Source organism: Deltaproteobacteria bacterium GWA2_45_12, from assembly GCA_001797365.1.
Lineage (GTDB): Bacteria > UBA10199 > UBA10199 > UBA10199 > UBA10199 > UBA10199.
On the sequence record MGPH01000047.1, the window covers coordinates 2,839 to 18,277 of the forward strand.

At 44.2% G+C, this 15,439-nt stretch carries 17 protein-coding genes and 2 pseudogenes (2 of these 19 running past the window's edge); 5 read left to right on the forward strand and 14 right to left on the reverse strand.

Going from position 1 to position 15,439, the window contains the following annotated elements:
* A pseudogene (locus tag A2048_09280) lies at window positions 1-4 on the reverse strand (hypothetical protein) (it extends 901 nt beyond the left edge of the window).
* A pseudogene (locus A2048_09285) lies at window positions 1-1,628 on the reverse strand (hypothetical protein); it reaches 28 nt to the left of the window's first position. The pseudogenes A2048_09280 and A2048_09285 overlap by 32 nt, the downstream one beginning before the upstream one ends.
* A gap of 49 nt (window positions 1,629-1,677) precedes the next feature.
* Window positions 1,678-1,893 carry a hypothetical protein gene (locus A2048_09290; GenBank protein OGP08381.1) on the reverse strand — a complete coding sequence of 72 codons (216 nt, stop codon included), beginning with the start codon at window positions 1,891-1,893 and terminating at the stop codon, window positions 1,678-1,680.
* Between the two features lie 114 nt (window positions 1,894-2,007).
* Between A2048_09290 and A2048_09295 the strand changes: the two genes are divergently transcribed.
* From A2048_09295 to A2048_09310, 4 genes are all read left to right on the forward strand, one after another.
* Window positions 2,008-3,618 carry a methylcrotonoyl-CoA carboxylase gene (locus A2048_09295; protein ID OGP08382.1) on the forward strand — a complete coding sequence of 537 codons (1,611 nt, stop codon included), beginning with the start codon at window positions 2,008-2,010 and terminating at the stop codon, window positions 3,616-3,618.
* A gap of 75 nt (window positions 3,619-3,693) precedes the next feature.
* Window positions 3,694-4,473: a hypothetical protein gene (locus A2048_09300; GenBank protein OGP08383.1), complete on the forward strand. Its 780-nt coding sequence runs from the start codon at window positions 3,694-3,696 to the stop codon at window positions 4,471-4,473.
* Between the two features lie 12 nt (window positions 4,474-4,485).
* Window positions 4,486-4,686, forward strand: a complete 201-nt coding sequence (locus A2048_09305; protein OGP08384.1) for a hypothetical protein — start codon at window positions 4,486-4,488, stop codon at window positions 4,684-4,686.
* Between the two features lie 36 nt (window positions 4,687-4,722).
* Window positions 4,723-5,682, forward strand: a complete 960-nt coding sequence (locus A2048_09310; GenBank protein ID OGP08385.1) for a hypothetical protein — start codon at window positions 4,723-4,725, stop codon at window positions 5,680-5,682.
* Window positions 5,683-5,686: 4 nt separating this feature from the next.
* On the opposite strand, the gene A2048_09315 is transcribed toward A2048_09310, so the two are convergent.
* Genes A2048_09315 through A2048_09325 form a run of 3 tightly spaced genes read right to left on the reverse strand, consistent with a single transcriptional unit; the run spans window position 5,687 to window position 7,863 of the window.
* On the reverse strand, window positions 5,687-6,337 hold the full coding sequence (locus tag A2048_09315) for a hypothetical protein (protein ID OGP08386.1): 651 nt from the start codon (window positions 6,335-6,337) through the stop codon (window positions 5,687-5,689).
* Window positions 6,338-6,392: 55 nt separating this feature from the next.
* Window positions 6,393-7,541 (reverse strand): hypothetical protein, encoded by a 1,149-nt coding sequence (locus tag A2048_09320; GenBank protein ID OGP08387.1) that lies wholly within the window; start codon window positions 7,539-7,541, stop codon window positions 6,393-6,395.
* Window positions 7,528-7,863: a hypothetical protein gene (locus tag A2048_09325; GenBank protein ID OGP08388.1), complete on the reverse strand. Its 336-nt coding sequence runs from the start codon at window positions 7,861-7,863 to the stop codon at window positions 7,528-7,530. The genes A2048_09320 and A2048_09325 overlap by 14 nt, the downstream gene beginning before the upstream one ends.
* Between A2048_09325 and A2048_09330 the strand changes: the two genes are divergently transcribed.
* Window positions 7,862-8,185, forward strand: coding sequence for a hypothetical protein (locus tag A2048_09330; protein ID OGP08389.1), 324 nt, complete (start codon window positions 7,862-7,864; stop codon window positions 8,183-8,185). The genes A2048_09325 and A2048_09330 overlap by 2 nt on opposite strands.
* Before the next feature lie 145 nt (window positions 8,186-8,330).
* On the opposite strand, the gene A2048_09335 is transcribed toward A2048_09330, so the two are convergent.
* The 8 genes from A2048_09335 to A2048_09370 form a co-directional block, all read right to left on the reverse strand.
* The gene (locus A2048_09335) at window positions 8,331-9,008 is read right to left on the reverse strand and encodes a hypothetical protein (protein ID OGP08390.1); all 678 of its coding nucleotides are present in this window, start codon (window positions 9,006-9,008) and stop codon (window positions 8,331-8,333) included.
* A gap of 2 nt (window positions 9,009-9,010) precedes the next feature.
* Window positions 9,011-9,679 carry a hypothetical protein gene (locus A2048_09340; protein ID OGP08391.1) on the reverse strand — a complete coding sequence of 223 codons (669 nt, stop codon included), beginning with the start codon at window positions 9,677-9,679 and terminating at the stop codon, window positions 9,011-9,013.
* 291 nt (window positions 9,680-9,970) lie between these two features.
* Window positions 9,971-10,555, reverse strand: coding sequence for a hypothetical protein (locus A2048_09345; GenBank protein OGP08392.1), 585 nt, complete (start codon window positions 10,553-10,555; stop codon window positions 9,971-9,973).
* The gene (locus A2048_09350) at window positions 10,552-11,160 is read right to left on the reverse strand and encodes a hypothetical protein (GenBank protein OGP08393.1); all 609 of its coding nucleotides are present in this window, start codon (window positions 11,158-11,160) and stop codon (window positions 10,552-10,554) included. Before A2048_09350 ends, A2048_09345 begins: the two co-directional genes overlap by 4 nt.
* Complete coding sequence (locus A2048_09355) at window positions 11,157-11,573, reverse strand: hypothetical protein (protein OGP08394.1); 417 nt, start codon at window positions 11,571-11,573, stop codon at window positions 11,157-11,159. Before A2048_09355 ends, A2048_09350 begins: the two co-directional genes overlap by 4 nt.
* On the reverse strand, window positions 11,563-14,043 hold the full coding sequence (locus tag A2048_09360) for a hypothetical protein (protein ID OGP08395.1): 2,481 nt from the start codon (window positions 14,041-14,043) through the stop codon (window positions 11,563-11,565). The genes A2048_09355 and A2048_09360 overlap by 11 nt, the downstream gene beginning before the upstream one ends.
* Window positions 14,044-14,107: 64 nt before the next feature.
* On the reverse strand, window positions 14,108-14,503 hold the full coding sequence (locus tag A2048_09365) for a hypothetical protein (protein OGP08396.1): 396 nt from the start codon (window positions 14,501-14,503) through the stop codon (window positions 14,108-14,110).
* 200 nt (window positions 14,504-14,703) lie between these two features.
* The gene (locus A2048_09370; GenBank protein ID OGP08397.1) at window positions 14,704-15,189 is read right to left on the reverse strand and encodes a transcription elongation factor GreA; all 486 of its coding nucleotides are present in this window, start codon (window positions 15,187-15,189) and stop codon (window positions 14,704-14,706) included.
* Window positions 15,190-15,439 lie beyond the last annotated feature (250 nt).

Sequence of the window (15,439 nt, forward strand, 5' to 3'; positions counted from 1 at the left end):
CCATCACCATCGCCATCCAGTCCCTTGCAATTCATATTGCCGTTGACGCCATCCGCGTTTCCATCATTTAAAACACCATCCCTATCGCCGTCTTCATTAGCGTCTTTCACACAGTTGTTGTTTTGGTCCTCTTGAGGGGGAAGGGGCGGATCGCAGACACGGCCTTGATTCCCCTCGCCTCCTTCGCAGGCATCTCCTAGACCATTCCCATCGGCGTCGGTTTGATCGACGTTCGCTAAATTCCGGCAATTATCACAGGCATCACCCACACCATCCCCATCATCATCGGCCTGATTCACATTGTGCACGGCAGAACAGTTATCCCTATCAGCGCAGATGCCGTCGCCATCCTCCAAGAAATCCATAGGGCATGGATCAGCAGCGCCACATAGTCCATCGTTATCCGGATCCTCTCCTCCTCCTTGAACACAGGGATCACAGACATCCCCCACGGCATCAATATCGATATCCGCTTGATCCGGATTACGCTCTTCGAGGCAGTTATCGTCACAGCGCTCGACTAACCCATCTTTGCAAGGATTGTCCCCGGCCTGACCGGAACCATCTCCATCATCCAAAATGCCATCCCCGTCGCGATCATTCGGGTTTTCTTCTCCCCCATGCCCGTCATTGCAATCGGCATTGGGATTACCCGGACACGGATCACAAACATCACCCAGATTATCGGCATCAGCATTGCCTTGGCCCGGATTAAAATCGAATGGGCAATTATCTTGGTCATTGGCAACTCCGTCTAAATCAATGTCCCCATCCTCGGGAGGTAAGGCTCCTTCAGGGTTACATTGGTTTTGAGCATCCTCAGGGCATGGATCAGAATCATTAGGTTCACCATCCCCATCACGATCGGGGTCTTGGTCGTTTGGCAAACCATCGCCATCATCATCATCTCCGCCTTGCCCATCAGGAACGCCGTTTCCATCATCATCCGGATCTTGATCGTTGGGAAGATTGTCTCCGTCCACATCATTGTCTTGATTATTCGGGTTGCCATCTCCATCCACGTCATCATCCTGACCATTTGGAACGCCATCCCCGTCAACATCCGGGTCTTCACCATTGGGAATATTATCTCCGTCGACATCCGGGTCTTGGCCATTGGGAATGCCGTCCCCATCGACGTCGGGATCTTCGCCATTGGGGATATTATCCCCATCCACATCGGGGTCATCGGCGTTCGGAACACCATCCCCATCGGCATCAGGTTGGGGCACATCAATGGGAATAACCCCGCCTCCTGGACCAACAGGGCCTGGGGCAACATCGGGGTCACCATTGCCAGCACCGCCATTGGGATTTACATTTCCTTGCCCTCCATTGGGAACAAGGTTTTCGGGATTATTTCCAGCTCCAAAGGGAGTATCGTCACAAACATCACCCAAGCCATCCCCATCGGAGTCACGTTGCGATTTGTTAAATTCTTCAGGGCAATTGTCATTTACATCCAGAATGGTATCCCCATCTTTGTCTAAAACTGGGGCCTTATCACCTGCAATTGGAGGTGCTTTTGCCTCACCTCTCAGCCTTAATTTTCCTCCATCATTACTACAGGCTCCAAAAACTAAAGTAGATGTAACTAAAAGAAATATGAAGTGATTTTTGATTGTCATAATAACCCCAGCCGATTTTTGGTTGAAAAGACCGATCCCCTTTGGATTATTAGTTATGCAATTGCCGTACCAATGAAGCCCCACGAATAATTTTGTAATCTCTTGAAATTTGGTTGTTTTTTAAGCTTTTAGAAGGCTTTTTATTTTCATAATGATAATAAAAAGCCATGAATGTCATTTTCTTGACCAAAAGAGGAATATCTTTGCCTTGCAGCAAAACGAGGTTTTCGGTACAAACGCCAAAACAAAGGCTCGCTTCTAGCAATCTGTACGTGATTTGAACCACGTTATGGAATCATCCCCATAAGGCCCACAGGGCCGTTGAGGGGGAGGCTCCATTGGCTTTGCCAATGGAGGGGGCGACGCGAGCCCCTAAAAAATGATTATCGAATCAAGCATCAATCCTGAATCAAAACCGTTTCTTGAAAATAAAAAACATCACGAAAAACTCATTGAAGAACTAAACAGCCAGCTTCAATCTGTAAGAAAAGGAGGCGGTGATGAGGCCATCTCAAAACACAAATCGCGCAACAAGCTTTTGGCCCGCGAACGCATTGAAACTTTGCTCGATCCTGATTCTTCTTTTTTGGAATTAACCCCCTTGGCGGCCAATGGCTTGTATGAAAACCAGGCCCCGAGTGCGGGTATTATTACAGGCATTGGTCAGGTTGAAAATCGCACGGTGATGATTGTCGCCAACGACGCTACGGTGAAAGGCGGCACTTATTTTCCACTCACCGTAAAAAAACATTTGCGCGCGCAAGAAATTGCCATGGAAAACAACCTGCCCTGCATTTATCTGGTGGACAGTGGTGGCGCTTATCTTCCCCTTCAGGCTGAAGTCTTTCCCGATCGCGATCATTTTGGACGTATTTTTTACAACCAGGCCCGCATGTCTGGAATGGGCATTCCCCAAATTGCTGTGGTGATGGGTTCATGCACGGCCGGGGGTGCCTATGTTCCTGCGATGAGTGATGAAACAATCATTGTCAAAAATCAGGGCACGATTTTTTTGGGAGGGCCCCCACTGGTAAAAGCGGCTACAGGAGAAATTGTCACTGCCGAAGAATTGGGCGGAGCCGATGTTCATTGCAAACAAAGCGGTGTTTCTGACCATTATGCCAACAATGACGAACACGCCTTGGAAATTACGCGCGACATTGTCAAACATTTGGGGCGTAAAAAACATTCCATTATCAGCCATCATTCCTCTCATGCCGATCCCCTTTATTCTCCCGACGATATTTTGGGCATCATCCCCAAGGATTTCAAAACAGCTTATGATTTTAGGGAAGTGCTGGCTCGCACACTGGATGGTTCCGATTTTCATGAATTCAAAAAAATGTACGGTCCCACTCTTGTCTGTGGTTTTGGAAGCATCATGGGTTTTGAAGTGGGGGTGCTGGCCAACAATGGTGTTTTATTTTCGGATTCAGCCGCCAAGGCCGCCCATTTTATTGAGTTGTGTGATCAGCGCGGCATTCCCATTCTCTTTTTTCAAAATATCACGGGCTTCATGGTTGGAAAAAAAGTGGAGGCGGAAGGCATCGCCAAGCATGGGGCTAAAATGGTGACGGCGGTGGCGACCACCAAAGTTCCCAAAATCACTGTTGTGGTTGGTGGAAGTTTTGGAGCCGGGAACTACGGCATGTGCGGCCGGGCTTACCAACCCCGCTTTTTATTCATGTGGCCTAATAGTCGTATTTCCGTCATGGGAGGCGAGCAAGCCGCCGGTGTTCTTTCAACTGTTAAAATTGCCCAACTGGAACAAAAAGGAAAAAAGCTTTCCGCCAAAGAAATTGAGGATATCAAAAAACCCATTATCCAACGTTACGAAGAAGATGGTTCGCCGTATTTTAGCACGGCGCGCATTTGGGATGACGGCATTATTGACCCACGGCAAACCCGTAATGTCCTTGGCCTGGCCCTTGATGCTTGCAAGAATGGAAACCAGAGTTTCGATCATGGGTTTGGGGTGTTTCGTATGTAATTATTGTAGGGGCGCTGCTTGCCGCGCCCATGATTGATCCAAGTGAGTGGGTGCAGCAAGCAGCACCCCTACGTTATGAATCACAAAACCCTCCTCATCGATTATTCAAACAAGGTTCTCACCATCACCCTTAACCGCCCTGAATTACGAAATGCTTTCAATGATGAATTGATTGCCGAGCTCACCCTTGTCTTCAAAAAAGAAATCAAACAAATCAATCCTCGCGTCATTCTTATTAAAGGCAATGGCAAGGCCTTTAGTGCCGGTGGGGATTTAAACTGGATGCAAAAATGTTCCGGATACTCAAAAAAACAAAATGCCAGTGATGCCAAAAAACTTTCTCAATTATTGGAAGCAATGAATACCTGCCCCTATCCCCTTGTGGGGCAAGTGCATGGAGCTTGCTTGGGCGGAGGTATGGGCTTGGCAAGTGTTTGTGACTATGTGGTGGCCACCAAAGAAACCCTTTTTGGATTTACTGAAGCACGCCTTGGCTTGATCCCTGCAACCATCGGACCTTTTTGCATTGCAAAAATAGGCGAATCTTATGCAAGAGCCTATTTTCTTTCGGCAGAGCGTTTCAATGCCGAACGTGCTTATCAAATGGGGCTTGTGCATCAAGTGGTAGAAAATGAAGAAATACTTTCAGCTTCTGTCCAGACACTTTTGGCCGATATTCTTGAACTATCCCCCCAGGCTTTAAAAACAGCCAAAAACTTCATCCGGGATATTCAAAATAAAAAAGGAATTGCCAAACACAATTACGCTGCACAAACCTTGGCCAATCTACGCGCAAGCCCGGAAGGCCAGGAAGGCATCAAGGCCTTTTTGGAAAAAAGAAAAGCGAATTGGTAATCTCTTGTGCTGATGTTCGGATGTTCAATTGGTTTTTTCCCGTATCATCCCCCTTTAAAAAAGGGGGCAGGGGGATTTGTTCCCGTTTCAGCCCCTGTACCCGATTCAAATATCTCTGATGCAAAAATGGGCTTGGGGAAGAGTTCGCTGAGAAAGGAATACGGACACGGGAATAAAGGCGGGCCCAAATCCCCCTTTGTCCCCCTTTTTTAAAGGGGGATATCATCGGGGAAACGGGTATTTAATAAAATGACAAAGAAACATCCGCACATCAGTACATCCGCACATCAACACAAACAAATCTCCCTCATCGAAGTCGGCCCACGTGATGGCCTGCAAAACGTCAAAGACATTCTGTCATTTGACCAAAAAAGAAATCTCATCAACTACCTTCTTGACCATGGTTTTAGTGATGTGGAAGCCGGTTCCTTTGTGCGTCCTGATAAGGTGCCCTCCATGGCAGATACGGTCCAAATTGCCGATGCTTTTTCAAAACAGCATGATCGCTTGTGGTATTTGGTGCCCAATTTAAAAGGATTGAAAACAGCTCTTGAACACAATGTCACCCAAATCGCTTTTTTCACAGCTTCTAGTGAAACCTTTAACCAAAAAAATATCGGAATGAGTGTTGAGAAAAGTTTGAGCGTTATCAAAGATTGCGTAGAGCATTTAAAAAATGAGGGATATTCTTTTATCACTCAATGGGGCCAAAAACCTTCCAAGAAAAAAGAAGTCAAAATTCGTATCTATATTTCAACCGTTATCGCCTGCCCTTACGATGGCAATCTGGCACCCGAACTTACCCTTAAAGTGATGCAAAAACTCCTTCCCCTAAATCCGGCCCAGTTTTCTTTGGGTGACACCATCGGTGTTGGTAAGCCCGCTGACTGGAAAAACCTGCTGGGCCAAATCGATAAAAATCTTATTTCCCAAAATAAAATTGCCATGCATTGCCATAATACACACGGTACCGCCCTTGAATGCATTGGTGAAGGTTTGAAGTGGGGTATTCGCTCTTTTGATTCGAGTATCGGCGGCTTGGGCGGCTGCCCCTTTGCTCCCGGCGCCAAGGGAAATTTGGCTACAGAAGATTTATTGCAATTTTTGGAGAAAGAAGGATTCCAGACAGGAATTGACTATAGAAAATTAAAAGATTGTTTTGCGCCAGAAAGAACGGGGAAGCTTTGTAATGTTTCGAATGTGTTTTAATAAATCAATTTCCAAAAAGGAAATCGGCTCCCAAAGTCATAAGACATCCTTCATTTTTGGCGCAATCAATCCCACTACCAAGAAAAAGAAGTACAGAGTCGTCTGATTCGCTTAACCCAATATTATATCCTAGTTTCGCATCTATAGCCGGATTGACATCATCTCCACTAATCTTAGTTCCAAATCCAATGCCTGCCTTCCATCCTTTTTCATCAGGGGTTTCAACACCAAATTTTACATCATGCATCGTTTGTTCACTATTTTGCTTTATAGGCTCATCAAGAGGGGCCGCATATTCGCCTGGCTTGGGATACAAAAGCCGTACGCCCGTACGATCGGTATCCTTATTTTCATTAAAATAGCGTAACGACAATTCAACGGATTTTAATTGGACTCCGAATTTTCCACCCAAACGAGTGCGTGTTTGTTCATTTACAAATTCATCTTCACCGCTAGATAGAGAAGCAAAACCACCCTCTCCTGTTAGTTTCAGCGCCACATCATCATTCAACTCTAATTTGACACCTAATCGTCCTTTAGCCCCAAAACCGGTTAGAGGTTTATTATCTAAAAGCTCTTTCCCTTCGCCAGAAGACAATTGCTTAGTACTAACATATTCAATACCTGCTCCACCATTGACTGAAAATTCGGTCATAAAAATACCTCATGACTATTATCGGCTTGGGATGGGGGAAGAGTTGCGTTAAAAATTAACGAATCATGTAGGATTTAGCGCAAGAATAACTTTCACTATTTATGTCAAAGTATCTTATTTTTAAATGTTTTTTTGATTTAACAAGAAGGGTGCTTAGGGGAATGGGATAGCTTGAGCCCCCACGTTGGATGGTCATAAGCGCTCCTGTTTTACCTGTTTGTAAATACCGAACAGCGGCAAAACCCAAGTCTTGTGTATATTCTGCATCAAAAGGAACAGGCGGGGCACTTCGCAACTCATAGCCAATATCCTTGGCAATAATCTGCATTTTTATTCCCCTTTTTTTAAATCGTTTTCTCAATTCATTCCGCACTATTTCGGACAATTTAAATTCGGTGTAATCAGGGCGCCCACGATTATCCATTTTGACAGCAACCAATGATTTCAAATCGCTGACAAAAGCAGCCATCCCTTCAGAAATAACAACCACACCGTAGGGTTTCTTCATTTTCAAACGTTTTAGAATGGAATTTTCAATAATGGTGCATACATCACTGAGTTTCGTTTTGCCTCCGGCAAATTCTTCACCTATCAAGGTCAAATGGGCTCCGGCCGCTTTGCCAATACCCATGGCCAAATGCCCGGTTCTTCTTCCCATGGTGACCACAACATACCAGCGCGGAGGAAATGTCTTGGCGTCTTCCATTAACGATTGCACCAATCCTGTCCCTACGTGCCTAGCGGTATGAAATCCAAACGTGGGCATCAGGCCGGGTAAGGGCAAATCGTTATCAATGGTTTTGGGAACATGCACCACCCCCACCCTGCCCTTTGTTTTTTTGGAAACCTGATAAGAAGAATAAGCGGTGCCATCCCCCCCAATGGTAATGAGATAATCAATTTTTAAAAGCCGAAGATTTTTGGCCACCTTTTGCAACAAGGGCTCCATGGCCGCCGGGCCTGCGCGCGAGGTACGCAAAATGCTCCCCCCCAAAGTATGAATGCGCGAAACATCATTGATGCCCAATTTTTTTACCCGTGAAAAATCCCCTTCAATCAAGGGTTCAAAACCATCCATCAAACCAACAACCTCCATGCCCCGATTAACGGCTTCAATCGTGGCTGAGCGGATAACACCGTTAATCCCGGGTGCCGGCCCCCCTCCAACCAGAATTCCCAATTTTTTAATTTTATTTTTGGCCATTTATTTTTCCTGCCTCTTCGATTTCCCGATTCAAAGCTTGGGAACCGGAAGCGGTCGAATGGGTCAAGATTTTCCCCAATTTATGCGTCCCATTTTTAAAATGCCCCAAAAGCTTTTTAGCCCAGACAAATTCACTGGCCAAAATGGTAAGCCCCAGGGGAATAACCAGAATAGAAGGCCCTGGCAAAAAAATCATCACCATGCCCGTAAGTAAAATCAGGCAGCCAAAAAGAAAAATGATTCCCCGGCGTATGGTTTTAAAATGAACATTGTTTTGAATGTTCTTGATTGTTTCATCAAGCTGGGTCATCAATTCGCTCATGGTTTACAAACTCCTTTTTATCCTATGGCTTATCTTTACACTGGCTTCCGGCTTGTATGAGCATCGTTACGGGGCCCTTCCCTTTTCCATAAGCCATCCTTTATGGGCCTCTATTTCGGCATTGATATTATTATATCTATTTTTGAAAAAATCCAAAGAAGCGAATCGGTGGGGTCAAAAAAGCAAAACAGAGCTGACCTTATTGATCAGTGTCGCCATCCTTACCGGCTTGGCAGCCAAAATGAATTTCCTGCCTTTTTCCCTGCATCAATTCGCAACCGTAAGTTTGGCTGTTTTTGGGGTGTATATCCTCTTAAGGTAGGACGTATGGCCATACGCCCTTACAGGCAATATCCTATCCAATTTTATTTAATTTGTTCTCAAGGGCAACAACCTTTCGGTAGGTTTTAAGAATGAACCACAAGGGAAGGAGCCAAAAGGCGATGTAGGCCGCATACAAATAAATTTCATTGTTCATAAGTTTCCCCTTTTTGAAGGATGGAATCTTCTAGCTTCAAGGCTTTTAGCTTAAGCCAAACCAACTGCACAAATAAGGCGATAAATGTAATGTTTGAAACGATAAATGTCACAAGCATGGAAGTGGGCATGCTTTCTTCTTCTCCCAACACTTGGGGATGAATTCCTCTCCACAATTTAATCGCCAAAAAAACCAGGGGCATGTCCAACATCGCCACCAAGGTTAAAATGGAAGCAAAAAAACTCCCACGGGGGTTGGAACCATAAAATTCCCTCAAAAAAGAAACAGCCACAAACATGAGCCACAAAATGAGGGTTGTGGTCAGTCTTGGGTCCCAAGTCCAATAGGTGCCCCAGATGGGTCTGGCCCACAAAGGGCCGCTTACTAAAACCATGGAGCAAAAAACAAGCCCTACACTACCCCCGGCTATCGAAAGATGATCCATCCATTTTTTTCTTTTAAAAAGATAGAGGAAGGCCCCAAGCCCTGCCAAACCAAAACCAAAATACATGGAAAAGGCCGATGAAACATGGAAATAAAAAATCTTTTGAACGATCCCCTGCATTTTTTCCTCAGGAGCAACAAAAAAAATGAGGTACAAATCGGCCATCATCAGCGCCGTCAAAAAAATCCACGTTATGGTAAATAGATTTTTGGAAAGTTTCATAGCTACCCTTCAAAAAAAAGATCGAATAACAAAACGGAAGCCACAAATAAAATGATGCTATAGCCGACAACCAGTCGAAACCAGATTTCGTGGGTTCCCACAAAGACCGCTCCCGCAAAAAGTGGTGTTTGAATAACACCGATAATCAAGGGAATCAATAAGGGATACAAAACCAGGGGGAATAATAAATCGCGACGGTTATGTTCAACGGTGAGGGCCGAAACCAAACTTCCTAAAGAAACAAAACCAAGAGCTCCAAAAAAAGCAATTTTCATGATGGGCAAAATAAAACCCCATGACAAATGAAGGTTGAAAAACATGACCAAAAAAACCAGGGTCAGCCATTGAAGCAAGAGAATGTAAAAAAGATTGAGAACCCATTTGCTTAAAAAAAATGGTGTTGAAATATGGGGGCACAAACGCAACATGTCCCAGACATGCCCCCGTTCTTCACTTTCGTAAGTACGAAGCATTCTTAAGATTCCCCCAAAAATGGAAGAAAGCCAAACCAGGGGCAGGATAAGCCGAAGGCGATTTGAGAGCAGATCGTTCAAGCCAAAATAAAACAACAGGCTTAACACGAGACAAAAAAAGGCCAAGGCAAGCCCCACTCCCCTGGAGCGACGGGCTAATCGTATTTCGTTTTGTAAAAAATGCCAAAACAGGTTCATAGTTTAAAAGGGGCTTTGCGTTTCTGAGTGGGTAAAATTTAGTTTTTTAATCACTCATTTCCCGAGTGATCCCCCTTTAAAAAAGGGGGACCAAGGGGGATTTGGGCCCGCTTTATTCCCGTTCCCGTATTTGTTCCCCGGCAATCTTTTTCACACTTTTCTTCACATAAGCGTAGTTTGAATTGGGTACGGAAACTGGAACGGGCTCAAATCCCCCCTACCCCCCTTTTTTAAAGGGGGATGATACGAGAAAAAACTCGATTTTACCCACTCAGTTCCACGAAGACCCATTTAAAATTTGAACCGGCCATTGTCCAAGGTCAGCGATTTAAATCCAATACCCTCCAAACCATAGTCTTCATGGCTTGTAAGAAGGAGTGTTTTATCCTTTAAATTTTGGATGAAAGACACCAAGGCTTTTCTCGTTTGAGTATCTAAAGCTGAAAAAGGTTCGTCTAAAAGATAGATGGGCACATCGGCCAAAAAAACACAGGCTAATAAAGCACGTGTTTTTTGCCCTCGGGACAAATAAGCAAAAGATTCATCAAAAAATCTGTCCAATTGAAAATACTGGCTTAGGGTTTTTATCCTATTTAAAGGGGTTTGATACAAGCGTGCATAGAAAAGCAAATTCTCCCTTACGGTGAGCTCCCCATAAAACCCGGCCTCAGGCAAAAAAAGATTAGAAACCCCTTTTTTTGTAATACTCCCTTCAGTAGGTTTTAGAAGGCCTGAAATTAATTTGAGAAGTGTTGTTTTCCCTGAACCATTAGACCCTTGAATCCACACATGAGATTTTTCAGAAATATTTAAGGAGAGACCCTTTAGAATGGGTTTGGTGTGATAGGCAAAGCTGACTTGACTCAATTCAATCAAGCAGAAAAACCCTTCCGTAAGATGAATGCAAGTACGATTAGCGAAACAATCCCTGCTAAAATGATGGCCATTTTTTGGTAGGATTTGGCCCAGAAGGATTGAGCTGTTAAGGGAGTGCGGGTATTGCTTGCGGCATTCATGCCTTGCATGCTCCCGGGGCTAGCTTCTTCATGTTCATGTTCACTAGCCGCCCGATCTATTTTATAGGGAGAGCCCTTCCCCACTACAAAACGAACTTGAAGTGATTCCTGGGATTTGTTCATGCGGATGCCCGACATGAGATAGGGTTGTTCTTCCACCATGGTTCCCAGGGCGTATTCAAATTGCTCATCCTTGAAAATATTCTTGAACTGAAATTTTCCGGCGGCATCCGTTTCCTTATTAAGCATGAGAATTCTTTCTCCATTTTGAAACACCATGAGCACCACAGCTTGGCCAGGGAGGGGTTTTTCTTTTTTTCCTTCGTCAGACACAACCAAGACTCCATCCAAAATCCCTTTTTCAACGCCGGGCATGACGCTATCCATATGAGGAGGGGGTTGTTGGGCTTGAACTTTCAAGGATAAAAGGGAAACAAAACAAAGGGCGATGACTATTTTCTTCATGATATTTTTACTCCACATTGGATGCAATAGTGGGCATTGGCTACAAGCTCCACCCCACATTGCGAACAAAATTTGGGTTGTTGTTTTACGGAAGATGACTTGGGGTGATCTTGATCCGATTTTGCTTTTGGCTTTGTCTTTAAAGGGACATCCATTTGAGCAAGTAATGAAGCCCCTTCTTTCAGGGATTCATCATATAAAGTTTTAAAATCGCCCTCACTTACCTTGGACATCTTGTAATCTAATTCAAGGTCTTTGATGCTGTCGATGACTTCTTGTTTGCGCAGCGACAAATCCCGAAGATTATAAGAATCCTTCATGGAAGCCATGGTTCCCCTTTGATAAAGGGGGCTTCCAATAACCCACACGGCCAAAGCAAAAAGAAAAATTAGGATGAATAGCTCAAGACTCATGGTTTTTTGTAACCTCTTGGCTGAATTTTTTTAAATAATTTGCCGGAACAGATTCACCACTTACCAAAACCTCATCCTGTTTACGACGTTTTTTGGCAATTAAAATAATGCCCAAGATAAACACAATGGGCAGCATCACCAAAGGGAGCGCCGCACCCAAACGAAAAGCTCCCCTGTTTGGGGGTTCTGTAAGTACAGGCATCCCGTATTTTTTGACAAATGCATCAAGGATTCCCTCTTCATTCATGCCTTGATCGAGCATGGACATGATTTTGTTATGTTCCCCTTTGGCAAAGGAACAGGTACAGCTGGCCAAATCCATACGGACACACCCTCCGCATTGACAAATAATTTTTCCAGAAATTTCTTTTATCTGGTGATAACGAGGGGAGTCTTTATCCAAGAAAATAAAGGGGTCTTCACCTGTTTCCACATGCATGCCCTGGGCATAAACAGGAGAAAGGGGGTATCCCCACAAAAAAAGCATGAAAAGAATGCTTGCAAGAGTTGATGTTGATTTTAATCCCCCTTTTTGTGAGGGCATTAACAAAAGTACAACTCCAAGTAAAATGACAAAGCCCCCTACCCACACATAACTAATGAGAGGATTGAATGTGACCCTTAAATCAGCCCGTGATGTGGTTGTGTCCATGTTGCCAACAATGACATAAATGTCTTGAAGCAGTGTGTGATAGATACTTGCTTCCGTGGAAGGCTGCTCACTTTGTTTATAAAAATTGCGGGCCGGGATTAAGGTGGCAAGGATTTTTTCCCCTTTTAAAATCTCAATACGTACAGCAACACTGGTTCTATGTTCATCTTCGTTGATGAGGGGCTCAACATAACGAAAACTATGACCGGCAAAATTGTAAACTTCGCCCGGTTTCAAGGCAAAATCGACTTCCTGCTTAAAAACACATCCGGCAATCCCAATAAAAATAAGAAGGACTCCCAAATGCACCACATACCCCCCATACCGTCGATTGGAAGTAACAAATAATTGTTTGAAAGCCGTCCATGCGTCCGTTTTATTTTGAAGACGAAGAGCATGAATGCCCCGATAAAACTCCAAATAAACCGTCGTTAAAACAAACAGGACAAGGGCAAAACTTCCCAAGGCATACCATTGGCGTATTCCTAAAATCCAAAAAGCAATACATCCAAAAAATCCAAGGACCAAAGGGAGAAGAAGGTTTCGTTTGAAATTGATCCAGGATGATTTTTTCCATGAAATCATCGGCCCAATGCCCATAAGGGCCAGCAGAAGAAGACCTATGGGCGCCATTATTTTATTGAAAAAAGGGATCCCCACCGTTGTTCGATGACCCGTCAACCACTCAGAAACAGTTGGAAACAAGGTTCCCCAAATCACGGTAAACGTGGCAAAAACAAAAAGGATATTATTTAGAATGAAAGCATTTTCTTTTGAAAACTGGGAAACAAGCCGATTTCGGCTTTTTAAATCATTTAACCGCGTGATGATAAAATAGGCGGAAACAACAATAATAAGCTGCATGAACCCCAAAAAGAACGGGCCCAAATTCCCTTCCGAAAAAGCATGCACGGATTGCACAATGCCACTGCGCGTAAGGTAGGTTCCAAAAATGGTGAGAAGGAACGTCAAACAAATAAGCGTGACATTCCAGGTCATGAGCATGCCTCTTTTTTTCTGGATAATGACGGAGTGAAGATAGGCTGTCGCTAATAGCCAGGGCATGAGCGCCGCATTTTCAACGGGATCCCAGGCCCAAAAACCACCCCAGCCCAGCTCAACATAGGCCCATGCGCCGCCCAAAATGAGCCCCAAAGTCAAAAAGAACCACGCCACAATGACCCAACGACGTGTGGCATCAATCCAGGCAGAATCAAGCCTGCGTGTACGAAGAGCAGCTAAGGCAAAAGAAAACGGGACAGAAAAACCTGTAAACCCAAGATAAAGTGACGGTGGATGAAACACCATGGCGATGTTTTGAAGAAGAGGATTTAACCCCTTGCCATCCGGAGGGGTATGCAAAGACGGTGCAAAGGGATTATTGGCAAAAACCATGATGGAGACAAAAAAGAGAATGATAAAACTCATCACCCCATTGAGCGTGGGGAGCCAATCCGGATTCCTGTTTTTCTGGGTACTCCACACAATGACGGAATAAAGCGAGACAAGCCATGTCCAGAAAAGAATGGAACCATCAAGTCCCGCCCACAAACCCGTTACCTTAAAAAACAAGGGAAGAGAGCGACTGGAATAACCCGCTACATAAATAAGCCCGAATTCATTGGTGATAAAAGCCCCGATGAGAAGAAGAACGGCAAAGGTAAGAAGAAAAAAAACGAAGAAAGTGGCTTTCCCTGCCGAATAAAGCATCCCTTGGTCCGATTTTTTTTCGGCTACAAAGGAAGTTAAGAATGAATACAAGGCTAAAGGAAAAACGAGAGCCAGTATGTGGCTGCCAAGAAAAGAAATTGGGATCATAAGTATTTATTTGTAAGGCAGTTCGCGCCGCGCTTGACGACGGCAGGAAACACTTTTACACTCTTTATTCCTTTACTTTGGCCTCATACTTCGAGGCGCATTTAGCTAAAATTTCAGAAGCTTCCAACACACCATTGTCTTTTAGGATTCCTGTAACAACAACCTGGGCCCCTGTCTTAAAAGTGTCAGGAACAAATCCTTCGTACTCAACCTGCAGCTTGTCCCCTTCTTCAATGACTTCAAATGAATAAAGGGTCCCCTGTTTGGTGGAAGAAATGGAAATCTCCCCCGCAATACCTGCCACTTTCAGCTGTTTCCCTCTATAGTCATCTTTTTTATCAATCAGTTCGTGCACCGTCAGATAATACTGAAGTGAGTCCGAAAAAGTACCCGACATAAGATAGATAAACACCCCCAAAATGATCACCAACCCAAGAATGTATTTTATGCGATGTTTCATAAGCGTTTGATACGATGTTTTGTAATGTTTTGACACCAAAAAGACTTAGCAACTTATTTTACACACATCCGATAATCATCATGAAGCTCGAAAGAGCTGACTGACCCCCTTTTAAGGGCCTTTTTACTGTAAAGTGAAGGGGCCCTTTTTTTTGCTTACCCTTAGTTAATCGAAATGGGGGCAATTTACAATGACCCAAATCATTCGTATTCTACAGCCACAATTTCAAGTTCACGAACGCCCTTGGGGGTTTTAACTTTTACCGTGTCTTCCACTTTTTTTCCAATGACAGCACGGGCAATAGGCGATGAGACAGAAATCTTTTTGGCAGGAATATTGGCCTCAAAATCGCCGACAATTTGATAGGTTTCTTCAATGTCCGTTTCTGTGTCAAGCAAGGTCACCTTGGCGCTAAACATCACCTTGACCTCTCCACGAAATTGAACAGGATCAATAACTTCAGCCAGGCCCAGGCGCCCTTCCAAGTCTTGAATGCGCCCATCCACATGGCCCAGTTTTTCACGGGCCGCATGATATTCCGCATTTTCACTTAAATCCCCATGGGCACGGGCTTCCTCTAATTCTTTAACAATTCTGGGCCGTTCCACAGATTTTAAGCGTGAGATCTCTTCACGCAAAGATTCAACCCCTTCGCGGGTCATGGGCACTCGTTTGTGGGCACTCATAAAACCTTCCTTCTTAAATTTTAAGGGAGTAATGACTAAACGAAAACAGGACTTCCTACAATGAAAAAGAATGACATGAAAAAGAAAGAATGGCTCGGATGCATAAACTAATTGGGGGTGAGGTATTCCCTTAAAAGGTAAGATTTTCTTTTTGATACGAACGGTTAATTGGTTCTCCTAGGAGCCTGTCGGAATAATCATTTTCTTACTCATGATTTTTTCCAGACTCTGATTTTTTCGTGAACTCATT